This window comes from Arsenicibacter sp. R0_47 (assembly GCF_057652235.1).
Genome location: NZ_JBYFCJ010000048.1, coordinates 1 through 20,621, shown reverse-complemented (window position 1 = coordinate 20,621; position 20,621 = coordinate 1). Strand labels below are relative to the sequence as shown.

Annotated in this window: 18 protein-coding genes and 1 tRNA gene; 7 read left to right on the top strand and 12 right to left on the bottom strand. The window is 49.7% G+C overall.

The features are described from left to right. Window positions 1-57: 57 nt before the first annotated feature. The 4 genes from AC23NW_RS34340 to AC23NW_RS34325 all read right to left on the bottom strand — a co-directional run bounded on the left by AC23NW_RS34340 (window position 58) and on the right by AC23NW_RS34325 (window position 3,833). Window positions 58-1,980 carry a DEAD/DEAH box helicase gene (locus AC23NW_RS34340; RefSeq protein ID WP_487455138.1) on the bottom strand — a complete coding sequence of 641 codons (1,923 nt, stop codon included), beginning with the start codon at window positions 1,978-1,980 and terminating at the stop codon, window positions 58-60. Between the two features lie 197 nt (window positions 1,981-2,177). Continuing rightward, window positions 2,178-2,251: transfer RNA gene (locus AC23NW_RS34335), tRNA-Arg, on the bottom strand. Window positions 2,252-2,337: 86 nt separating this feature from the next. Then, window positions 2,338-3,132, bottom strand: coding sequence for an enoyl-CoA hydratase/isomerase family protein (locus AC23NW_RS34330; protein WP_487455137.1), 795 nt, complete (start codon window positions 3,130-3,132; stop codon window positions 2,338-2,340). Between the two features lie 62 nt (window positions 3,133-3,194). Next, on the bottom strand, window positions 3,195-3,833 hold the full coding sequence (locus AC23NW_RS34325; RefSeq protein ID WP_487455136.1) for a hypothetical protein: 639 nt from the start codon (window positions 3,831-3,833) through the stop codon (window positions 3,195-3,197). Window positions 3,834-3,998: 165 nt separating this feature from the next. Between AC23NW_RS34325 and AC23NW_RS34320 the strand changes: the two genes are divergently transcribed. Beyond that, window positions 3,999-4,682 (top strand): murein L,D-transpeptidase catalytic domain family protein, encoded by a 684-nt coding sequence (locus AC23NW_RS34320; protein WP_293839112.1) that lies wholly within the window; start codon window positions 3,999-4,001, stop codon window positions 4,680-4,682. A gap of 3 nt (window positions 4,683-4,685) precedes the next feature. Here AC23NW_RS34320 and AC23NW_RS34315 read toward each other — a convergent pair whose 3' ends face one another. The 3 genes from AC23NW_RS34315 to AC23NW_RS34305 form a co-directional block, all read right to left on the bottom strand. Next, entirely contained in the window at window positions 4,686-5,876 is a 1,191-nt protein-coding gene (locus AC23NW_RS34315; RefSeq protein WP_487455135.1) for a L,D-transpeptidase family protein, read from the bottom strand. A 94-nt stretch (window positions 5,877-5,970) separates the two neighbouring features. Continuing rightward, window positions 5,971-7,269 (bottom strand): UDP-N-acetylglucosamine 1-carboxyvinyltransferase, encoded by a 1,299-nt coding sequence (gene murA, locus AC23NW_RS34310; RefSeq protein WP_487455134.1) that lies wholly within the window; start codon window positions 7,267-7,269, stop codon window positions 5,971-5,973. Window positions 7,270-7,280: 11 nt separating this feature from the next. Further along, the gene (locus AC23NW_RS34305; RefSeq protein ID WP_293839130.1) at window positions 7,281-8,030 is read right to left on the bottom strand and encodes a DUF4290 domain-containing protein; all 750 of its coding nucleotides are present in this window, start codon (window positions 8,028-8,030) and stop codon (window positions 7,281-7,283) included. 112 nt (window positions 8,031-8,142) lie between these two features. Here AC23NW_RS34305 and AC23NW_RS34300 point away from each other — a divergent pair, with 112 nt between their 5' ends. Together AC23NW_RS34300 and AC23NW_RS34295 are read left to right on the top strand one after the other, a co-directional pair. Then, the gene (locus AC23NW_RS34300) at window positions 8,143-8,568 is read left to right on the top strand and encodes a Rid family detoxifying hydrolase (protein ID WP_487455133.1); all 426 of its coding nucleotides are present in this window, start codon (window positions 8,143-8,145) and stop codon (window positions 8,566-8,568) included. 27 nt (window positions 8,569-8,595) lie between these two features. Next, on the top strand, window positions 8,596-9,963 hold the full coding sequence (locus AC23NW_RS34295) for an MATE family efflux transporter (protein WP_487455132.1): 1,368 nt from the start codon (window positions 8,596-8,598) through the stop codon (window positions 9,961-9,963). Between the two features lie 29 nt (window positions 9,964-9,992). Here AC23NW_RS34295 and AC23NW_RS34290 read toward each other — a convergent pair whose 3' ends face one another. The 3 genes from AC23NW_RS34290 to bamJ form a co-directional block, all read right to left on the bottom strand. Further along, a complete protein-coding gene (locus tag AC23NW_RS34290; RefSeq protein WP_487455131.1) occupies window positions 9,993-10,232 on the bottom strand; it encodes a hypothetical protein in 240 nt (79 codons plus the stop codon). A gap of 107 nt (window positions 10,233-10,339) precedes the next feature. Further along, complete coding sequence (locus AC23NW_RS34285) at window positions 10,340-12,439, bottom strand: carboxy terminal-processing peptidase (protein WP_487455130.1); 2,100 nt, start codon at window positions 12,437-12,439, stop codon at window positions 10,340-10,342. A 77-nt stretch (window positions 12,440-12,516) separates the two neighbouring features. Then, window positions 12,517-13,293, bottom strand: a complete 777-nt coding sequence (gene bamJ / locus AC23NW_RS34280) for a BamJ family beta-barrel-assembly machinery protein (protein WP_293839091.1) — start codon at window positions 13,291-13,293, stop codon at window positions 12,517-12,519. A 400-nt stretch (window positions 13,294-13,693) separates the two neighbouring features. On the opposite strand from bamJ, the gene atpA reads away from it, so the two are divergent. From atpA to AC23NW_RS34260, 4 genes are all read left to right on the top strand, one after another. Then, window positions 13,694-15,271 carry a F0F1 ATP synthase subunit alpha gene (gene atpA / locus AC23NW_RS34275; protein WP_293839088.1) on the top strand — a complete coding sequence of 526 codons (1,578 nt, stop codon included), beginning with the start codon at window positions 13,694-13,696 and terminating at the stop codon, window positions 15,269-15,271. A gap of 74 nt (window positions 15,272-15,345) precedes the next feature. Next, entirely contained in the window at window positions 15,346-16,230 is an 885-nt protein-coding gene (gene atpG / locus AC23NW_RS34270; RefSeq protein ID WP_293839085.1) for an ATP synthase F1 subunit gamma, read from the top strand. Between the two features lie 138 nt (window positions 16,231-16,368). After that, window positions 16,369-17,082, top strand: coding sequence for an outer membrane lipoprotein-sorting protein (locus tag AC23NW_RS34265; protein WP_487455129.1), 714 nt, complete (start codon window positions 16,369-16,371; stop codon window positions 17,080-17,082). Between the two features lie 95 nt (window positions 17,083-17,177). Next, window positions 17,178-17,891, top strand: a complete 714-nt coding sequence (locus AC23NW_RS34260; RefSeq protein WP_487455128.1) for a membrane or secreted protein — start codon at window positions 17,178-17,180, stop codon at window positions 17,889-17,891. An 89-nt stretch (window positions 17,892-17,980) separates the two neighbouring features. Here AC23NW_RS34260 and AC23NW_RS34255 read toward each other — a convergent pair whose 3' ends face one another. Together AC23NW_RS34255 and AC23NW_RS34250 are read right to left on the bottom strand one after the other, a co-directional pair. After that, window positions 17,981-19,972, bottom strand: coding sequence for a M1 family metallopeptidase (locus AC23NW_RS34255; protein WP_487455127.1), 1,992 nt, complete (start codon window positions 19,970-19,972; stop codon window positions 17,981-17,983). A gap of 60 nt (window positions 19,973-20,032) precedes the next feature. Then, window positions 20,033-20,380 carry a helix-turn-helix domain-containing protein gene (locus AC23NW_RS34250; RefSeq protein ID WP_487455126.1) on the bottom strand — a complete coding sequence of 116 codons (348 nt, stop codon included), beginning with the start codon at window positions 20,378-20,380 and terminating at the stop codon, window positions 20,033-20,035. Window positions 20,381-20,621: the final 241 nt, after the last annotated feature.

The following is a 20,621-nucleotide window of genomic DNA, read 5'->3' as shown; positions in this document are numbered from 1 at the left end:
TCATCGTTTTGTAGTTTCGTCACCACAAAAATAGGACATACTGGTTCTTGCCTTTTTTTATGAGAAAGCCCTGTTTGCCCTAAAAGGTGTAGAAAGCGTAACTCTTCCTTGTTCTTTAAATTTATGTGACTCTTCAATAAAGCCTGGAGTTATGCACTTTATGCTCAAATTATTTAGGCTAGATCTAATGTATTTAAAATCGGGCTCTGATTTCTTCGTATCTAAAGTTATAACTAAGATTTCCTCAGGCTCTACTCTTTCGATATTTATTAGACGACTTATTTCATTAATAACAAAATCATGCTCTTCTAATTTAGTATGAAAGTGATTTATTTTTACTAAATCACTTTCATGTGCATAATGCTTGACAAGCAATTCCTCTAAAATATTTTTACTATATACACTAGGTCTTTCTATTATAACATAGTCACCTTTCTCGAATTTTGGTTTGTCAGGAGCAATAACCTGATACCCCCTTGCATGCCATGTTTTTCTTTCCGGCATTGGAATTTTGAATTTTTCAGTATATAGTCCTAGACCTATTCCGTGTGCAATTAGCAAGTTTATTTTGGGGTTTCTGTAAGAATTTGGTAAGACAAAATCCTTCCTAATTGAACCCGTGTATTCGCCTTCCAAAACACTGTTCGGCATATTTGGAGTTCCATCTTCTTTAGAGCCAAATAAGTTTTCAGGTTCACGTATTTGAAGTTCTTTCAAAGATTGAAATTCATCATAGGCCCATACAATTCGTTTTTCTTCTTTAGTTAATAAGTAAATTACTTCAAAAAATGCAGGAGAAAAATCTTGCGCCTCATCAATAAGAACTAGGTCATATTTAGGCGTAATATCATTTTTATGTAGCTTGAGAAGGTCTTCAAAAATAGCAGTATTAGGATCAGATAAATGGCGAACATCATAGAAAGTTTTTGGTCTAATACCTAGATCTTCACATATCTCTGAATAAAGGCCTCTCACATTCTTTCCGCCCCAAGCATGCCTAATATTTAAGTTCTCTTTATTGAAAGGTGTTTTGGTCTCCCAAGTATAATAATCAGAGATGTGTTTTTCTATTTGCGGATACATACTTAATGTATTGAAAACAAAAAGTATTTTATAATCAGAAAATATTTTATGTGCGTTTGCTGCTTTCATACATAAAATAATCGTTTTCCCTGTCCCGGCCAATCCTCTTATTCTTTGTGGACCCGAAGGAATCTGAAGCGCAACTGATCTTTGAATATTATCTAATTTCCAAGTATGATCTAAGGATATTTTAATATAATCGTTAATTGTTTGCGGTTCTAATGGTATTTTTTGTTTTTTCGTTTTTTTATAAATATCGGTGCCTTCAATTAACGAATCAACAAGATCTAGCATTTCAGATGATATTTTGTTCGTCTCATCGACAAGAATCTCTTCTAGCCTTGCTTTCCAATCATCAACGTATAATGCTTCACAGGTAAAGAAATCACTGCCATCTAGTATGCTTATTATTTCATGTGACATGTTGGCAGCGAAGATGATGTAACGTTTTATTTCAAAATTAAGAGTGTTTTTTTTTCTATTAAATAGTTTAGAGTCGTCTGAGAGGCGTGCTAATAGATTTTGATAGTATTTACTCACTACAACATCTGGAGAATAGATGTAACCACTCTCTTTTGCTAACCAAAAGTCGTCATCTTCACTGATAGAGATAATTTTATCATCTATTATATTGAAAATCATAATACCATGCTTTCTCGATCTTACAATAAAGCTTGGTATCTCATTTACATCACGAATACTTAACGTAGGTGTTTGATAGCCTAGTACTCCTTCTTCAGAGATGAGCTTTTCTGAAAAGAAGTTCCAAATTTGCTGTTCGAAGGGAGTTCCCTTCAACTCTAATGTACCTGCTAACAATTGCATAACACTCTGGAATTCTATTTTTACTTTCAATGAAATACAACCTAATTTACTCAAATATGCTTGATTAACCAAGTGTCAATCAAGTACTTTTTACGATAATAATACTTGTCTTAATGGATTGATAACCAGACTGTTGTGTAGGTGTGTGATTTGTTGAAAAGGTACACTTTAAGTGTCCTTTAGTATTACTTTGTAGACGATTTTGGGGTACACTTCAAACGTAAAAACCCCTCAAAATATAGAATTTTGAGGGGTTTACTTAGATTCAGTGCACTCGTAGGGATTCGAACCCCAAACCTCCTGATCCGTAGTCAGGTGCTCTATCCAATTGAGCTACGAATGCGTATTGTTATTGCTGTGTTCCCGTGTTGGGACTGCAAAGGTAGGAAATAAATTATTCACTCCAAATTTCAGACAAAAAAAAATCAGCTATTTTCCGGAAAAAGTGGGTTTCCGCTTCATTAAGAAGGATCCGATGCCTTCCATCGCGTCGGCCGAACGACCCAAAAAATCCTGATTGTCAGCTTCTTTTTCCAGCTGTTGCGCCAGCGACGACGACAGCGATTCATTTAAAACTTTTTTCATCGCTCCGATCGATTTTGTCGGCGCGGCGGCATAATACTGTACCAACTGACCGACGGCATCGTCCATATGCGTGGCCGGTACCGAACTGCTGACCAGACCCAGCTGCTGCGCTTCGGGGCCATATACCTTCCGGCCGGTGCTGCACAGTTCAAACGCTTTCAGGCTGCCCACCAGCCGTGGCAGGAAAAACGTCGAGCCGGCATCGGGCATGAGGCCGATGTTAACAAAAATCTGACTTAAATACGCCTCATCGGCCATCACAATCACATCGCAGGCCAGCGCCAGCGAACAACCGGCCCCCGCCGCAATTCCGTTTACGCGGGCAATCACCGGCTTGGGCAGCTCCCGGATGGCCATAATCATAGGATGGTAGGTGTTCCGGAGCGAATCGCCCAGCGACAGGCCGCCACCCGTCATCGCCGAGGACATGCCTTCTTTCAGATCGGCGCCCGAACAGAACGCTTTTTCGCCGGCACCGGTCAGGACAACAACCCGCACCGCTTCATCGGCACCCGCCGCTTCCATGGCGCGGGTAATTTCCAGAATCAGGCCGGGACTTAGGGCGTTATAGACGGCAGGCCGGTTGAGGGTAATACGGCAAATGCCCCCGTCAACGTCGTAGGTCAGGAATTCGTACATACTGTTGGTTTTGTTGCGTTGATGTTTGCCGTAAAAGAGTCAAATCTTCCGGACATCTCAAACTATACGTATAAAAATACGGCCGTGAGGCTGACCGCAATACCAAGCAGCAGTCCTACACTCGCCTGTGAGGGCGTATGGGCATTCAGCTGTAGCCGGGCGCTCAGGATGATACCGGCCAGCAGAATCAGCATCGCGAGGGTATACACCAGATCGGTTTCGCTGAACTTAAGCACAATACCGGCCACCGCTCCGAGGCTGCCACCAATCCCGACACCGTGGGCACTGATTTTCCAGAACAGACTGATGATACAGACCAGCAGAATCGACATCGTGATACTGCCCAGAATAACGGCGATTTCGGGGGCTACGTCAGAAATGAGCTGCATCCGGAACGCAAAAAGAAACGTCAGAAACGAGTAGATAAAGCCGGTAATGAGGTAGGGGAGCCGCCGGTCGAGCCGGTCGTCGAGGTGCAGGCTGCGGACGTAGCCGCTCCTGAACAGAAAATAAATCAACAGCGACGGAACGGCAAACGTCCCGATCAGAATCAGAACCAGTAACCGGATGCGAAGTTCAACGGAAAAAGTATCGAGACCGAGCACTACAGGTACCTGATACAACAAAATGCCGAAAAGCCAGGTCGGCATAAGCAACGGGTGAAACGCAACGGAAATGATGCGTGCCAGTGTATTATTCAAGTTTACTGTCTGTTTTGTGTACGCTTTAGAGGGTCAGCAATATGCCGGAAAAACAAAGGTAACGCATCCGGTCCATTTTTGGTGATTTTGCGGTAAGACTACCAAAAACGAATTAAAAGTTGCATCTTAGTGTTATAATACCATAGCCGTAAAGTGATCTACCTTATGAAAAAAACACTGCTGACCGTATTGGCTCTGTTAGTAATCACCACGTTGGGAAAGTCCACCCGCCCTGTTGCCTCAACTGAAAAACTCGTCCCGGCCACGCCGACCGTGCATACCATTTATGATGAACTCCATCTGGTAGAATCGGGGCTGAACCGCGATGTGTTTGACCTGGCACTCCGGGGGATGCACAAGATTCCGGGTGTCCGGCCGGTATTATCCATCGTTGATTTTACCCAGCCTTCGAGCCATAAACGCTTATATGTTATTGACCTGACAACGCGCAGGTTGTTGTTCAACACCTACGTTTCGCATGGCCGCAATTCAGGCGAACTGGTGCCAAAAGCCTTCTCAAACGTTAATTCGTCGTTTCAGTCGAGCCTGGGCTTTTACCAGACCATGAACACCTATCAGGGTAAACATGGCCTGTCGCTTAAACTGCGCGGTCTGGAAAAGGATTTTAACGATAATGCCTTTGCCCGTTCCATTGTCATGCACGGGGCGGATTATGTGTGCGAAGACATCATCAAACAAACCGGCCGCCTTGGCCGCAGCCAGGGATGCCCTGCGGTATCAATGGAAATGTCAACGCCTATCATCCAGGCGATTAAAGGCGGGTCATGCCTGTTTTTATACTATCCGGACATGACCTACCTGAAAAAATCGTCGTTTGTTCTTGGCTAAGCCTTATTTCACCATCGCGTAAATATCGCGGTAGTGCGCAACCTGCCCTGAGGGGTCTACGTCTGTGGTCAGATACACAATAAAGACGGGGACTTCTTTGGGCAGTTTTAGTGTTTTCGGAGTCTGATCCACGAGACACCGGTTCATAAATCCGTCATCAAACACTTTCTTTTCCAACACCAGATTGGCCAGGTCAACCGGCTTCTGCACCCGCACACACCCGTGGCTCCGGAACCGGTCCGATGACTCCGTAAACAGGTCGCGGCCGTTGGTGTCGTGCAGGTAAATGGCATATGGATTCTTCAGGTCAAATTTGAGCAGCCCCAGCGAATTGTGGCAACCCGACGATTGCCGGAAGCGGTACGGAAAATTGTCGGCCGAAAACGAGGCCCAGTCCAGCGAGGAGGGGTCAACTTCCTGATTGCGGTCGTCGAGTACCTGCATGTTCTGCGAGTCCAGAAAGTTCGGGTTACGCTGCACTTTGGGCAGAATCTCCTTCACACCGATGCCTTTCGGTACGTTCCAGTACGGATACGTTACAATCTGATTCATGGTGGTAGCCATGCAGGGTGTTTGCTTATCGGCCTTTCCGGCAATTACGTCTGAGGTCAGCAGGCGGTCGCCTTTCCGGTCGAAAACGGTCAGCGAAGCCGTCGGCAGGTTAACGATCACGAAATGATCCATCGGGAAGCGGTTCAGATACCGGTAAAAGTTCAGCGTTTGCCGGTACGACAGCAGCGAATCGGCCGAGACATGACTACGCGCCTGATGGTATTGGCCAACCAGCGTTTGGTAAGGTCTGAACGCTGAAACCGGAAGTGCCGAATCCGGGAGATTTTTTCCTTCCTGATTGGCGAGCGAAACGGCCCAGCTGGTGTCGATCACCGGCTTCAGACTGTTGTAGGTAAACTGAGACGGTGTTTTGCCATAGCGCAGTTCAAGCAGCAGCGCCGTCAGTTGCTTGCGCGCGTCGCGGTCCCGCAACGAGTCATCAGTTTCTCTGACCACAAAGCGCGTTGTATCAATGCCGACTGAGTCGGCCATGCGGTTCGCCTGATGCAGCAGACTGACGCCATACCACTGTTTTGGCGCTGTTTTCGGTTTATTCAGGGTGGGCCAGAAAAAAATGCCCGCTATAATCAGCACTGCCAGTATTCCGCCGGCAATGGCCATATTTCGTTGTTTATCGTTCATGGTTGTTGAGTGAAAAAGCGTCGTGTATACATATAAAACAAAAAAGCCGTCGCAGTGTCCTGCAAACGGCTTTAAAAATGGGTGAACGGACTCGTTACAACCGGACAATCTCGGCACCGATGGCGTTCAGACGCGTGTCAATGTTCTGATAACCACGGTCAATCTGTTCAATATTGTCAATAATGCTTGATCCGCTTGCCGACAGGGCAGCGATCAGCAGAGAAACCCCCGCCCGGATGTCCGGTGAGGTCATCCGGATACCGCGCAGCTGCTGCTGACGGCCCAGACCAACCACCGTAGCGCGGTGCGGGTCACAAAGAATAATCTGCGCGCCCATCTCAATCAGTTTATCGACGAAGAACAGGCGGCTTTCAAACATTTTCTGGTGAATAAGTACCGTTCCCTGTGCCTGGATAGCCGTTACGAGTACGATGCTCAGCAGGTCAGGCGTAAAGCCCGGCCATGGTGCATCGGAGATCGTCATCATGCCACCGTCCAGGAAGGTGTCCACCTGATAGCGGTCCTGCGAAGGAATGTAAATATCGTCACCGCGGAATTCCATCTGAATACCCAGGCGTTTGAACACATCAGGGATAATGCCCAGCTCCGGAATGCGGCAGTTTTTAATCGTTATTTCTGACTGCGTCATAGCGGCCAGCCCGATGAACGAACCGATCTCGATCATGTCCGGCAGCATCGTATGGTCGGTGCCGTGCAGTTCAGAAACCCCTTCAATCGTCAGCAGGTTTGAGCCAACGCCTGAGATTTTGGCGCCCATTGCATTCAGCATCTTCGAGAGCTGCTGCAGGTAAGGTTCGCAGGCGGCGTTGTAAATGGTTGTGATCCCTTCGGCCATCACGGCAGCCATCAGTACGTTGGCCGTACCAGTTACCGATGCCTCGTCGAGCAGCATGTAGGTACCTTTCAGGTGCTCGCCTTCCACGCGGTAGAAATCACCGTCGAAGTGGAATTCGGCGCCCAGCTTTTCAAAGCCGAGGAAGTGGGTATCTAAGCGGCGGCGGCCGATTTTATCACCACCAGGGCGCGGGATACGGCCTTTTTTAAAGCGCGCCAGCATCGGACCCAGCAGCATTACCGACCCGCGCAAGGCAGCGGCTTTACGCTTAAACGTATCAGTTTCGAGGTAGTCGAGATTAACATCGCTCGCCTGAAAGCGGTACGATGATTCACCGATCCGGGTTACCCATACGCCCATGTCGCCGAGCAGGTCGATGAGCTGGTTTACGTCCCGGATGTTAGGAATGTTATGAATGGTAACAGGTTCGCTTGTCAGCAAGACGGCACAGACGATTTGCAGCGCCTCGTTTTTAGCACCCTGAGGGACCAGCTCACCTTTAAGCTGCCGGCCACCGGTAATTTTGAATGAAGCCATTTAGTTTTGAATTATCGCCGCCGACCCCGGTTATCGTTGTTGTTGCGGCCCCGGAACGAGCTGTTATTATTGTCGTTACGGCGGTCGTTGCGGTCATTACGGTTTTGGTTACGGTTCTCCCGGTGTCCGCCTGTGTTCCGGTTCTCGCGTCCCGTATTATTATACGGATTGGAATAGCTGCCTGTATAGGGACGTACACTGTTACCGGCCCGCTGCGGCTGGTCGCTGGTACGTTCGCGCGGCGTACCTTCTACCAGACCACCGTTACGGATTGCGTCGACTTCGTCCAGCAATCGTCCCCGCGAGAGGTCAACAAGGCTTTGATAAATGGTTTCGTCTTCGACTGATTCCTTGTTCCAGCTCTGGTACAGCGTCCGCATCAGCCGGGTAAGGTACGAAACAAACGCCCGTTTTTCATCGGCATCCTCGATGGTCAGCGCTTTTTCAATCAGTAGTTCGATATTGCGGCCAAAGTGTTTAAACTTCAGATTATGCGTATTGTAGGGGACACGCTGAGGCTTACGGCCCAAAATCTCAACCGGCGGCGGCGGATAGGGGCTATCAACATCAAGGGTAAAACCAGAGATAATATAAAGATCGTCCCAGAGCTTGTTATAGTAGTCCTGGCCGTCTTTCATGTTCGGGTGAATCTGGCGCATCAGCTCAACCAGAATGTGAGCATAGCGCGTGCGCTTTTCCCGATCTTCAATGGCGACAATGTTGTCGACCAGTTTTTGAATATTGCTTCCGTACTCTTTCAAAGACATGTATTAGATACGTGTGCGACGTTACAACAAAAGTAAGAACATTCACTTAAAAAAAAGTACAGATGGCTAGCTTTTACGTTCTTTGCCTTTTTAATCAGCAACTTTCATGAAACGTATTATGTTTACCCTCTTCGCTTGTTCACTGGCCCTTGCCGGTTATGCCCAGACGCCGTCGGCACCTCCGTCAACGCCACCCTATACGGATGCCGTTGAAGCAAGCGGCCTTTTGTTTGTTTCCGGACAAATCGGCCGCCTGAATGGTCAGCTTGTCACCGATTCGTTTGAGGCTGAGGCACATCAGGTGATGAAAAACGTGGAGCAGATTCTGAAAAAGCGCGGTCTGACCTGCAATGAACTCGTAAACGTAACGATTTATTTAACCGACATGCGGAACTACAGCAAGATCAATGATGTATACCGTACGTACTTCACGGGGCAGAAGCCATTGCCCGCCCGTGTGTGCGTGGCTGTTAAGGAACTGCCGTTCAACGCCAATGTCGAAATTGCGGGCGTTGCCATCATGGCGAAGTAAGCGCTTCCGGTATTATCATCGTTTTTTATGCAGAATAAATGGGTAACGTACCGGCCTGAACTGGCTGATACGGTCCGGCTGAGCATTCCGATTGTGATTGCGCAGCTGGGTGTTATTTTAATGGGGGTGACGGATAACCTCTTTGTCGGCCGCCTGCTCGGGGCTGTTCCGCTGGGAGCGGCCGGACTGTCTAATTCCCTGTCGTTTCTCCTGACCAGTATTGGTGTCGGTGGCCTGTCGGTAGTAGCCGCGCTGGTCTCGCAGGCAAAAGGCCGCAACGAAGATGCCGACATCAATAAACTGTTTCGTGCCGGTTTACGGGTTGCTGTATTACTGGGCGTTATTTTGGGGGGACTATCGGTGCTGATGGCCTTCTTCTTTGATGTCTTCGGGCAAAGTGCCGAGGTTACCCGGCTGGCCCGCAATTTTATGCTGGTGCTGAGTGCTTCCATTCTGCCGTTGCTGGTGTTTGTCGGGGCACGGCAACTGTGCGACGGCCTCCGGTATCCTCGTGTGGCCATGTTTATCACGATGTCGGCGCTGGTCCTGAACGCGCTGTTTAATTATGTGCTGATCAAGGGGATCGGCCCGTTTCCGGAGATGGGGTTGCAGGGGTCTGCCACGGCAACGCTGCTGTCGAGGATCTATATGGCAATTGCCATGCTGCTCTACGTGTACAAATCCGGTTTGTTCACCACGTACCTGCAACCTGTGTTTAACGCCTTGCCGGTGCAGGCCGACGTTAAGCATATTCTGCGGCTTGGCCTGCCGGGTGGTATGACATTTTTCTTTGAGGTAGCTACCTTTTCGCTGGCACAGGTCATGGTCGGCTGGCTGGGCGATGTGCAGCTGGCGGCGCACCAGATTGCGCTCAACATGGCATCGACAACCTACATGATGGCAACCGGTATTTCATCCGCTGCGGCCATCCGCGTGGGCGCTGCGGTCGGGCGGGAGAGTAAAACCGGTATCCGGCGGGCAGGTGTTGCTGCGTTTATCCTTTCAATTGTTCTGATGGGGGCGTTTGCCACGCTGTTCCTGACGGCCAACAACTGGCTGGTTGACCTGTACATCCGCGATAATCCGGCTGTGAGCTCGGTGGCGGCTTCCTTACTGATCATGGCCGGTTTTTTCCAGCTTTCCGATGGCATTCAGGTCGTGGGCATCGGATCGCTGCGGGGTATTGCCGACGTCAACGTCCCGACCTGGATTACGCTGTTTTCATACTGGATTGTGGCCTTGCCAACGAGTTATTTCTTTGCCTTTACGATGGGCATGAACGTCGAAGGCGTATGGATCGGCCTGCTGACCGGCTTAACGTTGGCTGCTGTATTGCTGACCGCCCGTTTCTTCCGGCTTATCCGCCGGTGGGAGGGCTTAGGGCAGGTGGCATAGGGCGTAGTCGCCGGAGCTTAGGGTAGGGGTTAGCGCATGCTGGCGAGAAGCGCTTCGCGGAGGGGCCGGTCAGTGGTAGCCTCGTAGGAAATACCTTCGCTATCCAGTGTTCCGGTGAAGGTGACATAGTTGTCGCGCTCAACCTGAAAAATGCACCAGTTGTGGTAGGGCTCGTTAAAAATCTCCACCTCGGTCAATGTCGCAAGCTTTTGCAACTGCAGATAGATTGGTCGTCGTAAATCTTCCTGATTTACCTGGAAGTACCACATAAGCTGATAAGGATAAAAAAACAGGTTTCAGGAAAAAGGGCTCGCCCGTAACCTGAAACCTGTTTTGGTTTTATAAAAAGTCAACAGCGCATTTAAACAGTTGCTGCTTACGGTTGCCGTTGCTGGAAGGCAATCATATCCGCCAGGATACGGCCGGTTTCCGTCAGATAAACATCTTTTTTCTTTTTCGCTGTAGCATCGGCAGCGGTCTTAGGCGCGTCACCGTCTTCCGGTTCATCATCCTTCGCTGCCTTGTTTACGGCTGCCCGTTTTTTCTCGGCTTCATCGCGCTCTTTGCGGCGCTTTGCTTCCTGTAACGAGACAACTGTGTTTTCTTTCGCTTTCTTAAAGTCAGCCAGATCCTGCGCCAGTTGTTTCAGGTCATTATCAGACTTCAGCCGCTGATCGAACTTGTCACGCAGGCGGGTCAGCAGTTTGTCATCCAGGGCGCGGGTTACGTCATAACGGGTCGAATTGATCTGATCCCATGGCAACGCACTTGGCTGTGAGCTTTCACCGAAATCAGAGGCGCTGAAACGCTGTGGCAGTTCAATGTCCGGCGTAACGCCTTTGTGCTGTGTACTGCTGCCGTTGATCCGGTAAAATTTCTGGATGGTCATTTTTACCTGACCCACTTTATCCGGCTCTTTCGGTAACCACTGGTTCAGGTCAATCAGGGTCTGAACCGTACCTTTACCAAACGTCTGGCCACCAACAATGATACCGCGTTTGTAATCCTGAATAGCGGCGGCAAAGATTTCAGAGGCCGACGCACTGAAGCGGTTGACAAGTACCGCCAGCGGTCCGTCGTATGTCGTATTCGGATCCGGATCGCTGTAGACTTCCGTTTCGCCGCTCGATTCTTTTACCTGTACAACCGGGCCTTTTTCGATGAACAGACCGGTCAGGTTGATGGCTTCGGTTAAGGCACCGCCGCCGTTATCGCGCAGGTCAATCACCACACCGTCAACTTTCTCCGCCTTCAGCTCGTTCAATAGCTTCTGCACGTCGGTTGTGGTAGAGCTGAAGCCTTCTTCTTTCTTGCGGGCTCCTTCGAAGTCGCGGTAGAACATCGGAATGTTAATAACCCCGATTTTATAAGGCTTGCCATTCTCCGTCAGTTCAATGACTTCTTTCTTGGCACGCTGCTCTTCGAGTTTGATTTTTTCACGTACGAGCCGTACTTCTTTCGGCGGAGCGCCGGCAAGCGCATCGGCCTGTCTTATTTGCAGACGAACAACTGTGCCTTTGGCGCCTTTAATCAGCTTTACCGCATCATCGACACGGTAGCCGATAATACTGACCATCGGGCCGTTATCGCCCTGGGCAACACCAACAATCTTATCATTGGCACTGAGGGCCTTACTCTTGATAGCAGGACCGCCAGGCAGCACACTGCTGATTTTGATATACTCGCCATCTTCCTGCAACAGCGCACCGATACCTTCCAGTGACTGACTCATCTCCTGGTTAAAGCGGTCGGCATTGGTTGGCGACAGGTAGTTGGTATGCGGGTCAAGGGCTTCCGCAAACGAGTTCATATACATCTGGAACACGTCTTCGGCGCGGATGCGGCCCACGGCGCGGTCAAGATTCTTATAGCGTTGCGTCAGCGTATTGGTGATAGCGCTGTCTTTCTGGCCGGCCAGTTTAAGCTCCAGTGCCTGGTTTTTCACCATTTTGCGCCACAGGTCATTCAGTTCTTCACCGTTTTTAGCCCATGCCGCTTTTTCGCGGTTTGTGTTAAAGGTTTCGTCTACAGTAAAGTTAAACGGCTTTTTCAGCAGTTCCTGTACGTAGGTGCTTCGTTCCTGATACCGGTTGCGGAAGACATTATACAGGTCATAGGCAGCCGTCAGATCGCCGTTAACCAGCGATTCATCAATGGTGGTGCGGTATTTCTCAAAGGCAGCGACATCAGACGCCAGCAGGTAGCTCTTGCTGTTATCGACTTCTTTCAGATAATTATCCCAGACAACCGATGACAACGAGTCGTTCAGCTTCACTTTACGGTAGTGGTAGCGGGTCAGGAGCTGGGCGACTAGCTGCTCAACGCGCTCCTGCGATACGGTTGGTTTCAGGTCTTCGGCCGAAGCCACCGAAACCGTTGACCGGCCACCTTCGCTACGAGGTGTGCCCGCAGAAGGAGCATCCGGCTGAAAGCCTAGCATCAGCACGGGAACCAGGGTTATCAGGTATTTTTTCATAGTGTTCGTTGAGTGATTGAGTGATTGAGTGATTGAATGCTGTCTATAAATCATTCAATCACTCAATCACTCAATCACTATTTAACAATGTCTAATAACTCAACATCAAAAATCAGGGTAGCACCAGGGCCGATGTCGGCACCTGCGCCACGATCACCGTAGGCCAGGGCTGATGGAATAAACAGTTTCCATTTTGAGCCAACCGGCATCAGCTGCAGGGCTTCCGTCCAGCCGGCAATTACCTGGGTAACGCCGAATTCGGCAGGCTGGCCGCGCTCCACTGAGCTGTCAAATACCTGACCGCTGATGAGACGGCCGGTATAGTGTACCTTCACTTTATCGTTCGGCGTCGGTTTGGCGCCGGTTCCTTCCTTCACAATCTGATATTGTAACCCGCTGGCAGTGGTAACGATACCCGGCTTGGTTTTATTTTCTGTTAAAAACGCTTCTCCTTCCTTTTTGTTAACGTCGGAGACCTTTTTAGATTCGGCAGCCCGTTGTTCATACTGCTTCTGCATATACAGGCCAAGCACCTGATTGGCCATTTCCGGCGACAGTACAGTCGGTTTTTCTTTCAGGGTAGCTTCGAGAGCACTGGCAAGCGCGGCGGTATTCACATTGTTCATGCCTTGCTGTTTCAGGCTCTGGGCAATGTTCATACCAATGCTATAACTGATTGAATCAGCGTTGGAGGCAAGTTTAATAGCGCTGCCGGCGGCAGGCTGCGGTTTGCTGGTAGTTACAGGTTTTTTGGCAGGTACAGGTTTTTTGGCGGCTCCGGTCTGAGCAAAAACGTTGCCACTAAAAAACAGGGCCGAAACAAGACCGGCCAACGTCCACTGAGTTACTTTCATGAAAAGTGAAAAAAACAGGTTGTTAAAACCTTTAGAGGTTAATAAATAAACGTAAAATTGCCTGGTAAAAGTTTGGCAAAATAAAGATTTTGACAATAATTAGGAAGGCTTGACTACAAATGTAGCTAATTACCTGTAACTGAGTAAATATAGATAATCCGGCCGGAAATAGATAAAAAAGCGCCTGCCAATTCAGGCAATTTCCGGTGAACGGTAAAAATGCGGGGGTCAGCGGCAGGTAAATGGAAGCTCATAAAACGTATATTAAACGGGGCGGTTATTAGAAAAGTATAACATTCCGCTATGTTTTTTATTCGTCCTACAAGCTTTTATTAAATTTTAGTGCTACCTTTGCGGCCGAAAAATCTTCCATAACTTTCTAATTTTCCACGATAACTATATGGTATCCGTAAGACCCGACGAGGTATCCGCCATACTCCGTGAGCAGCTTTCAGGAGCGCGCACAGAAGCAGAACTCGAAGAAGTCGGTACGGTGCTGCAAATCGGCGACGGCGTAGCACGTATCTACGGCTTGTCAAAGGTGCAGGCCGGAGAATTGTTGACGTTCGAGAATGGTTTGCAGGCGTTAGCCCTGAACCTCGAAGAAGATAACGTCGGCGCCGTATTGCTGGGCGACTATTCTGAGATCAAAGAAGGCGCTACAGTAAAACGGACAAACCAGATCGCTTACGTACGTGTCGGCGAGGGTATCCTCGGACGCGTTGTAAACACGCTGGGTGAGCCTATCGACGGTATGGGCCCAATTCAGGGTGAGACGTACGCAATGCCGCTGGAGCGTAAAGCCCCTGGTGTTATTTTCCGTCAGCCCGTAAACGAACCGCTTCAGACTGGTATCAAAGCAATTGATGCCATGATCCCGATCGGACGGGGTCAGCGCGAGTTAATCATCGGTGACCGTCAGACAGGTAAAACTGCCGTGGCGATCGATACGATCATTAACCAGAAAGAATTCTACGACAAAGGTGAGCCGGTATTCTGTATTTACGTTGCCTGTGGCCAGAAGGCCTCGACCGTAAAGCAGGTAGAAGCTACCCTGCGTAAGGCAGGTGCAATGGCCTATACGGTTGTCGTATCGGCTGCCGCATCAGACCCGTCGCCAATGCAGTTCTTCGCGCCGTTTACCGGTGCCGCTATCGGCGAGTACTTCCGGGATACCGGTCGTCCGGCCCTGGTGGTATATGATGACTTGTCGAAGCAGGCTGTAGCGTACCGTGAGGTGTCACTGCTGCTGCGCCGCCCTCCGGGACGCGAAGCATATCCTGGTGACGTATTCTACCTGCACAGCCGCTTACTGGAGCGGGCCGCTAAGGTGGTAAACAACGACGCCATTGCTGCGACAATGAACGACCTGCCGCCATCACTGCAAGGCAAGGTTAAAGGTGGTGGCTCACTGACGGCGTTGCCGATCATTGAAACACAGGCCGGTGACGTATCTGCCTACATTCCGACGAACGTAATTTCGATCACGGATGGCCAGATCTTCCTTGAGTCTAACCTGTTCAACTCGGGTATCCGTCCTGCGATCAACGTAGGTATCTCGGTATCACGGGTAGGTGGTAACGCCCAGATCAAATCAATGAAGAAGGTTTCCGGTACACTGAAGCTTGACCAGGCTCAGTTCCGCGAACTGGAAGCGTTTGCGAAATTCGGTTCTGACCTTGATGCGTCTACCAAACTGACGATCGAACGCGGCCGTCGTAACCAGGAAATCCTGAAACAAGCTCAATATGCCCCTGTGGCTGTTGAACAGCAGGTTGCCATTATCTATGCATCGATCAACGGTCTGCTGGATAAAGTACCTGTCAATAAAGTGAAAGAGTTTGAGAGCGAGTTTGCCATGCTTCTTGACGCACAGCACAAAGGTGCTCTGGCCGATTTCCGCGCTGGCAAAATGTCTGACGAAGCTATTGCTGCCGTTAAAAAGGTCGCATCTGAATTAGCAGCCCGTTACGCATAGTTCGAATAGCAGTTGTCCGGCAGGTTCGCTGCCGGACAACTGAGCTATAAGACTCTAACTATTCACTCTAAACAATGGCATCACTAAAAGAAGTCCGTAACCGGATTAGTTCGGTTAACTCGACGCAGCAGATTACGAAAGCCATGAAAATGGTGGCCGCGGCCAAGCTGCGCCGTGCACAGGACAATATTATACAGATGCGTCCGTATGCCCGGAAACTGAGCGAAATGCTTGGTACGGTGTCTGCGGGTGCTGAGCTGGCCGGCGATAGCCCGTACAAGCAGGTACGGTCTGTTGAACGGGTTTTGTTGATCGTTGTGACCTCTGACCGGGGTTTATGCGGTGCATTCAACGCAAACGTGGTGAAAGCAGCTATGGCCCGTATCAACGAGGCCTATAGTGATCAGGCCCGCCGTGGTCAGGTTGAGATTCTGGCTATCGGTAAAAAAGGGGCGGAAGCCTTCGCGCGCCGTGGCTTCAAGGTGAACACAACCTACGTTGAAACGTTTACAAAGCTGAGCTTCAATGCCGTTCGCGCTGCTGCCGAAGAGGTAATGACCGCGTTCGGAAAAGGACAGTTTGATGTAGTTGAACTCGTATATAATGAGTTTAAAAACGTGGCTACACAGATCATCCGTACGGAGCAAATGCTGCCGATCGTATCGACTCCGGCTGATACGACGACTAAGGCCAGCAATGTAAACTATATTTTTGAGCCGTCAGAAGAAGAAATCATCGCTGAGCTGATTCCTAAAACGCTGAAAATCCAGCTGTACAAAGCCGTTCTTGAGTCGAACGCTTCTGAACACGGTGCACGGATGACCGCAATGGATAAGGCAACTGAAAACGCCGGTGACCTTCTTCGTGAACTGAAACTGGTTTACAACCGGACGCGTCAGGCTGCCATTACCAAAGAGATCCTCGAAATCGTTGGTGGTGCCGAAGCGCTGGCTAACTAATCCGATATAATACGGTACAGGCACACTGCCGGTACGGTTACTATACTACCTGTTGACCCACAACCCTGGTTCGGTTGTGGGTTTTTTATTGGCTCGGGCGGAGGATTTTGCTATTTTTGAGCAAACCAAACTCCTTTTATGAAGAAAGTAATGCTACTTGGTGCGTTCTTTTTAAGCGCACTGGCTATTCAGGCACAAAGTGTTGACGAGATCGTGACTAAACATGTAGAAGCGATGGGAGGAGCGGAAAAATACAAAAATCTGAAAGCCATCCGGATGCAGACATCGACTGAACTCATGGGTCAGTCATTACCAACAACCTCAGTAATTGCACTCGGGAAAGGCATGCGCTCGGATGTTACGGTAATGGGGGCAACGATTTCGCAGGGGTATGACGGACAGCAGGGCTGGATGATTAACCCGATGCAGGGCAGTACGGCGGCAGAAGCGACGCCGGCTGAATTAAATCCGTCAATGGATGTGCAGCTGGATATTACAGGCCCGTATTATAACTACAAGGAAAAAGGTAACACCATCGAGTTACTGGGCAAGGAAAAACTGGATGGGACGGATGTGTACAAGCTGAAAATTACGCGTAAAAACGGCGTTACCGAAACACAGTATCTGGACGCTGTGACTTACCTGAACCGGAAAACAATCGCTGTTATTGAGGCAGGCGGGGAGAAAAACGAGAATGAGACCATGTTCAGCGATTACCGGCCGGTTGAGGGAATTAAGTTTCCGTTTGTAACCCAGATGACGCACCCGCAGTTCGGGACCATGAAAATGAAGGTAGACAAGCTGGAAGTTAATCCGGTGGTCGATGAGACTAAATTTAAAATGCCTAAATAAACTGTCTTTTGTGTTTTCCCGGTTGCCGTCTTTCTTTGCACTAACCGGGAAAATAGCCTGTCTTTCTTCTGACACAGACAATATCACGTACTTATATGAGAATTTTCTTAACGTTATTAGTCGCGGCCGGTATGGCAGTGGCCTTCCGGCCGATGGCTCCCAGCATGATGGGCGCATGGCGCATGAAAGCCGATACAAAAACGATTTCATTTCTGGTGTCAGGAAACTATGCCATGGTCACTGCTTACGAAGCCGATAAATACCTGAATACGTTCGGTGGCAAATGGCGGATGGATGGCGATACCGTGCGGTTCACGGTAGAATTCGATACGCAGGACAGCACGAATGTCGGGCAGATGGAGAATTACCACATCAAGGTAACGAACAAGAATCTGACCATTACGAACAGCCAGAAGCAGCAACAGATCTATGACCGTATTGACGATGCCGGTGGTAACATGGCCGGTTTATGGCGGATTACGGGTCGGTTGAACGAAAGCGGAGAGGTTACTACCATGCAGCGTGGCCCGCGCAAGACGGTGAAGCTCCTGACGGGTACGCGCTTCCAGTGGGCGGCAATCAATCCGGAAACCAAACAGTTCTTTGGCACCGGCGGCGGAACCTATACCGTGAAAGACGGAAAGTACACAGAGAAAATCGACTATTTTTCCCGCGATAACTCACGGGTCGGCCGGTCGCTGACCTTCAATTGTGAGGTGAAAAAATCGCCGGAGGCCGGTACGCAATGGTTCCATACCGGTCAGAGCTCGACCGGCGGGCGGGTTGCTGAAGTCTGGACAAAGGAGTAAGTCTTACCGGATGTCTGAATATGGGTGATTGACGGTTTGTGACCTTCCTGGAAGTTCTAAACTTCCAGGAAGGTCACAAACCGTTTGTTTTACCGGTTGATCAGCAGCGCTGTTGTTTGCCGGCCCGCCGGCGTATCAACCGACAACACATAACGTCCGGCCGGTAGCCGGTGCGTTAGAAAAAGAACCTGTTGAGGGCCGCTTTTAAGCCCGTCTGTGGTAGTTGCCATAACCGGGACACCGAGCAGGCTGTAAACACTGATCGTGGCTGTACCGGCGGTTTGCATCATAAACCGGACGCTGACGGTTTCGTCGGCCGGATTCGGTACTAGCTGTACAGTCGCAGTGCCTGGCTCCGGAAGGCCGAGTATCGGGTTCGTTTGCTGAACTGTTTTCAAAATCCAGTTATTCGGGTCTATCACGAGACCGGTAGGCTGTCCTTTAGCCGGCAGCGTAAATGTCTGGGATAGCTGATCATTAAAAACAGTTACAAGCGTATCACCTGCGGCTGATTGTACCAGCACCTGAACCGGCATTGTAAAAGACGTTGGAGTGGTGTTGGCGGACTGCTCAAGCTGAAGCTGTACGGTAAATTTACCATTATCGGCCATCGGCTTCCAGGTGCTTGTATAGGTCGGGTAATTGAGGCCGTACACCCATTGCCGGAAAAAATAATCCAGTTTCTTACCGGATACCTGCTCGGCTACGGCCTGAAAATCTTCAGTAACGGCCGTGTTGTAAATCAGCGACGGGGTGTTGGCATAGGTCTTCAGGATAGTAAAAAAGACATTATCGCCCACAATGCCGCGCAGCATGTGCAGTACCGTCCCGCCTTTAGCATAGGTGCGGGCATAATTAAAAATGTTATCGGAATTGCTGATGTCCTGCACATAAAGGCTGCCCCTTGCCTGCCTGGCTGTCTGCATCAGACTGGCAATTGAACTCCGGTAACGGGCGGTTCCGCCAACCGATTCGGCATACAACTGCTCCGCATAGGTGGCAAACCCTTCGTTAAGCCAGATATTCTGCCAGTCACGGCAGGTAATTTTATCGCCAAACCACTGATGGGCCAGCTCGTGTGCAATGATGCTTACATCAAACGTACCCATCGACGAGATCGTCTGATGCTCCATGCCGCCCCCGAAACCGCATTCTGCATGCCCGTATTTCTCCTGAATGAACGGATAGGTGCCAAACATATCCGTAAACAGCCGCATGATAGCCGGTGTCTGATCCAGATTATTTTTGTTAGAAGCCAGTGATTCAGGGTAGAGGTAGTGGGTGATCGGCATATTTTGCGGCACTCCGTCGCGCCCCTGATACGAAAAAGGCGTATCGTAGCGCGCATAATTCGTCATGGCCAGCGAAATCAGGTACTGCGCAATAGGATAGCGGTTGCGCCACTGATACGTCCGTGTACTGTCCGGATTGTCGCGTACGCCTTGCAGCGTGCCGTTGGAGACAGACACAAAAAACTTCGGGGCCGTAATGGACACCGCCGACGAATCGGCCTTGTCGGCAGGGGTATCCTTGCAGGGGAACCAGTCACTTGATCCATAAGGCTCGCTCAGGCTCCAGATCACCGGCGAGCGGTCTGTACCGTGGGTGGCAAACGAAAACGTGCCAAATCCGCTGGTACTGGCCGGATTGCCCTGATAGTATACCGTCAGCGTAAACAGCTGTCCGGTCGTCAGCGGGGAGGGGGGCGTTACAGTTAAGCGGTTCAGCGCATGAGTAAAGGTGAGTTTCCGGCCTCCTGTCTTAACGGAGTCGACATTCAGCCGCGTGGTGAGGTCCAGATCAAAGCTGTTGAGGGATGCCAGGCTTTTGAGTCCGACCGTAACGGCCCCGCGCAGGTAAGCAGGGGTGTGGGTCAGGTTGAGGTCAAGGCCGTAATAAGTGATGTCGATGCGGCTATCGCCGGGATAGGCCACGACTGCCAGCCGACCCTGCGGATCACCGAAATAGCGGGCATAGCGCTCGGTTTTGGCTGTAGCGCAGGGGTGGGCATTCGTCAGTCCCATTGATTGGGCTGCGGCAAACCGGGGAATAAGCAGGAGCAACAGGATACACAGACGCATAAAATGAGGTACAAACACATGCATACAACGATTAACAGCCGTCAATAGGTGCTTGTTTACTCAGTTTTTGCCCCCCCCCGGCAAATAAGTTGCCAAAAGCGTGTGCTGCTGTGAAATTGTTTTCAGGCTTTCGGCCAATTGTTGGGTGAGTTGCTGATTTTGGGCTTTAAGCTGCGTGTTTTCGCTTGCTAACTGATCAGATGAGGAGCCGGACGGAACTACCAGAAAAACGGCCACCGAAACGTCTAATACCGTGGCAAGCTGCGTTAGCTCCTGAACATCAGGGTAGTGTGCGTCTGACTCCCAGTTACTGATTGTTCCTTGCGAGACACCGACTAAATCGGCAAGATAGGCCTGGCTCATACGCTTTTGTATACGTACCCGACGGAGTGTGGTGCCAATCTGCATGTGTAGATGATGTTTATGGATGATATGGTTAAGATGATCAAATATATGAAACGTAATTGATTAGATGAAGGTTTTGTATTAAATTTATAATAGAAGTTATTAAATTATTAATGGACTGATTTGCAGAAAAGCTATACGTTTGAGTTGTGCAAGGCCCCATATGGGATGCAGGGCTTTCTCATAAAAAAAGGCAAGAACCAGTATGTCCTATTTTTGTGGTGACGAAACTACAAAACGATGA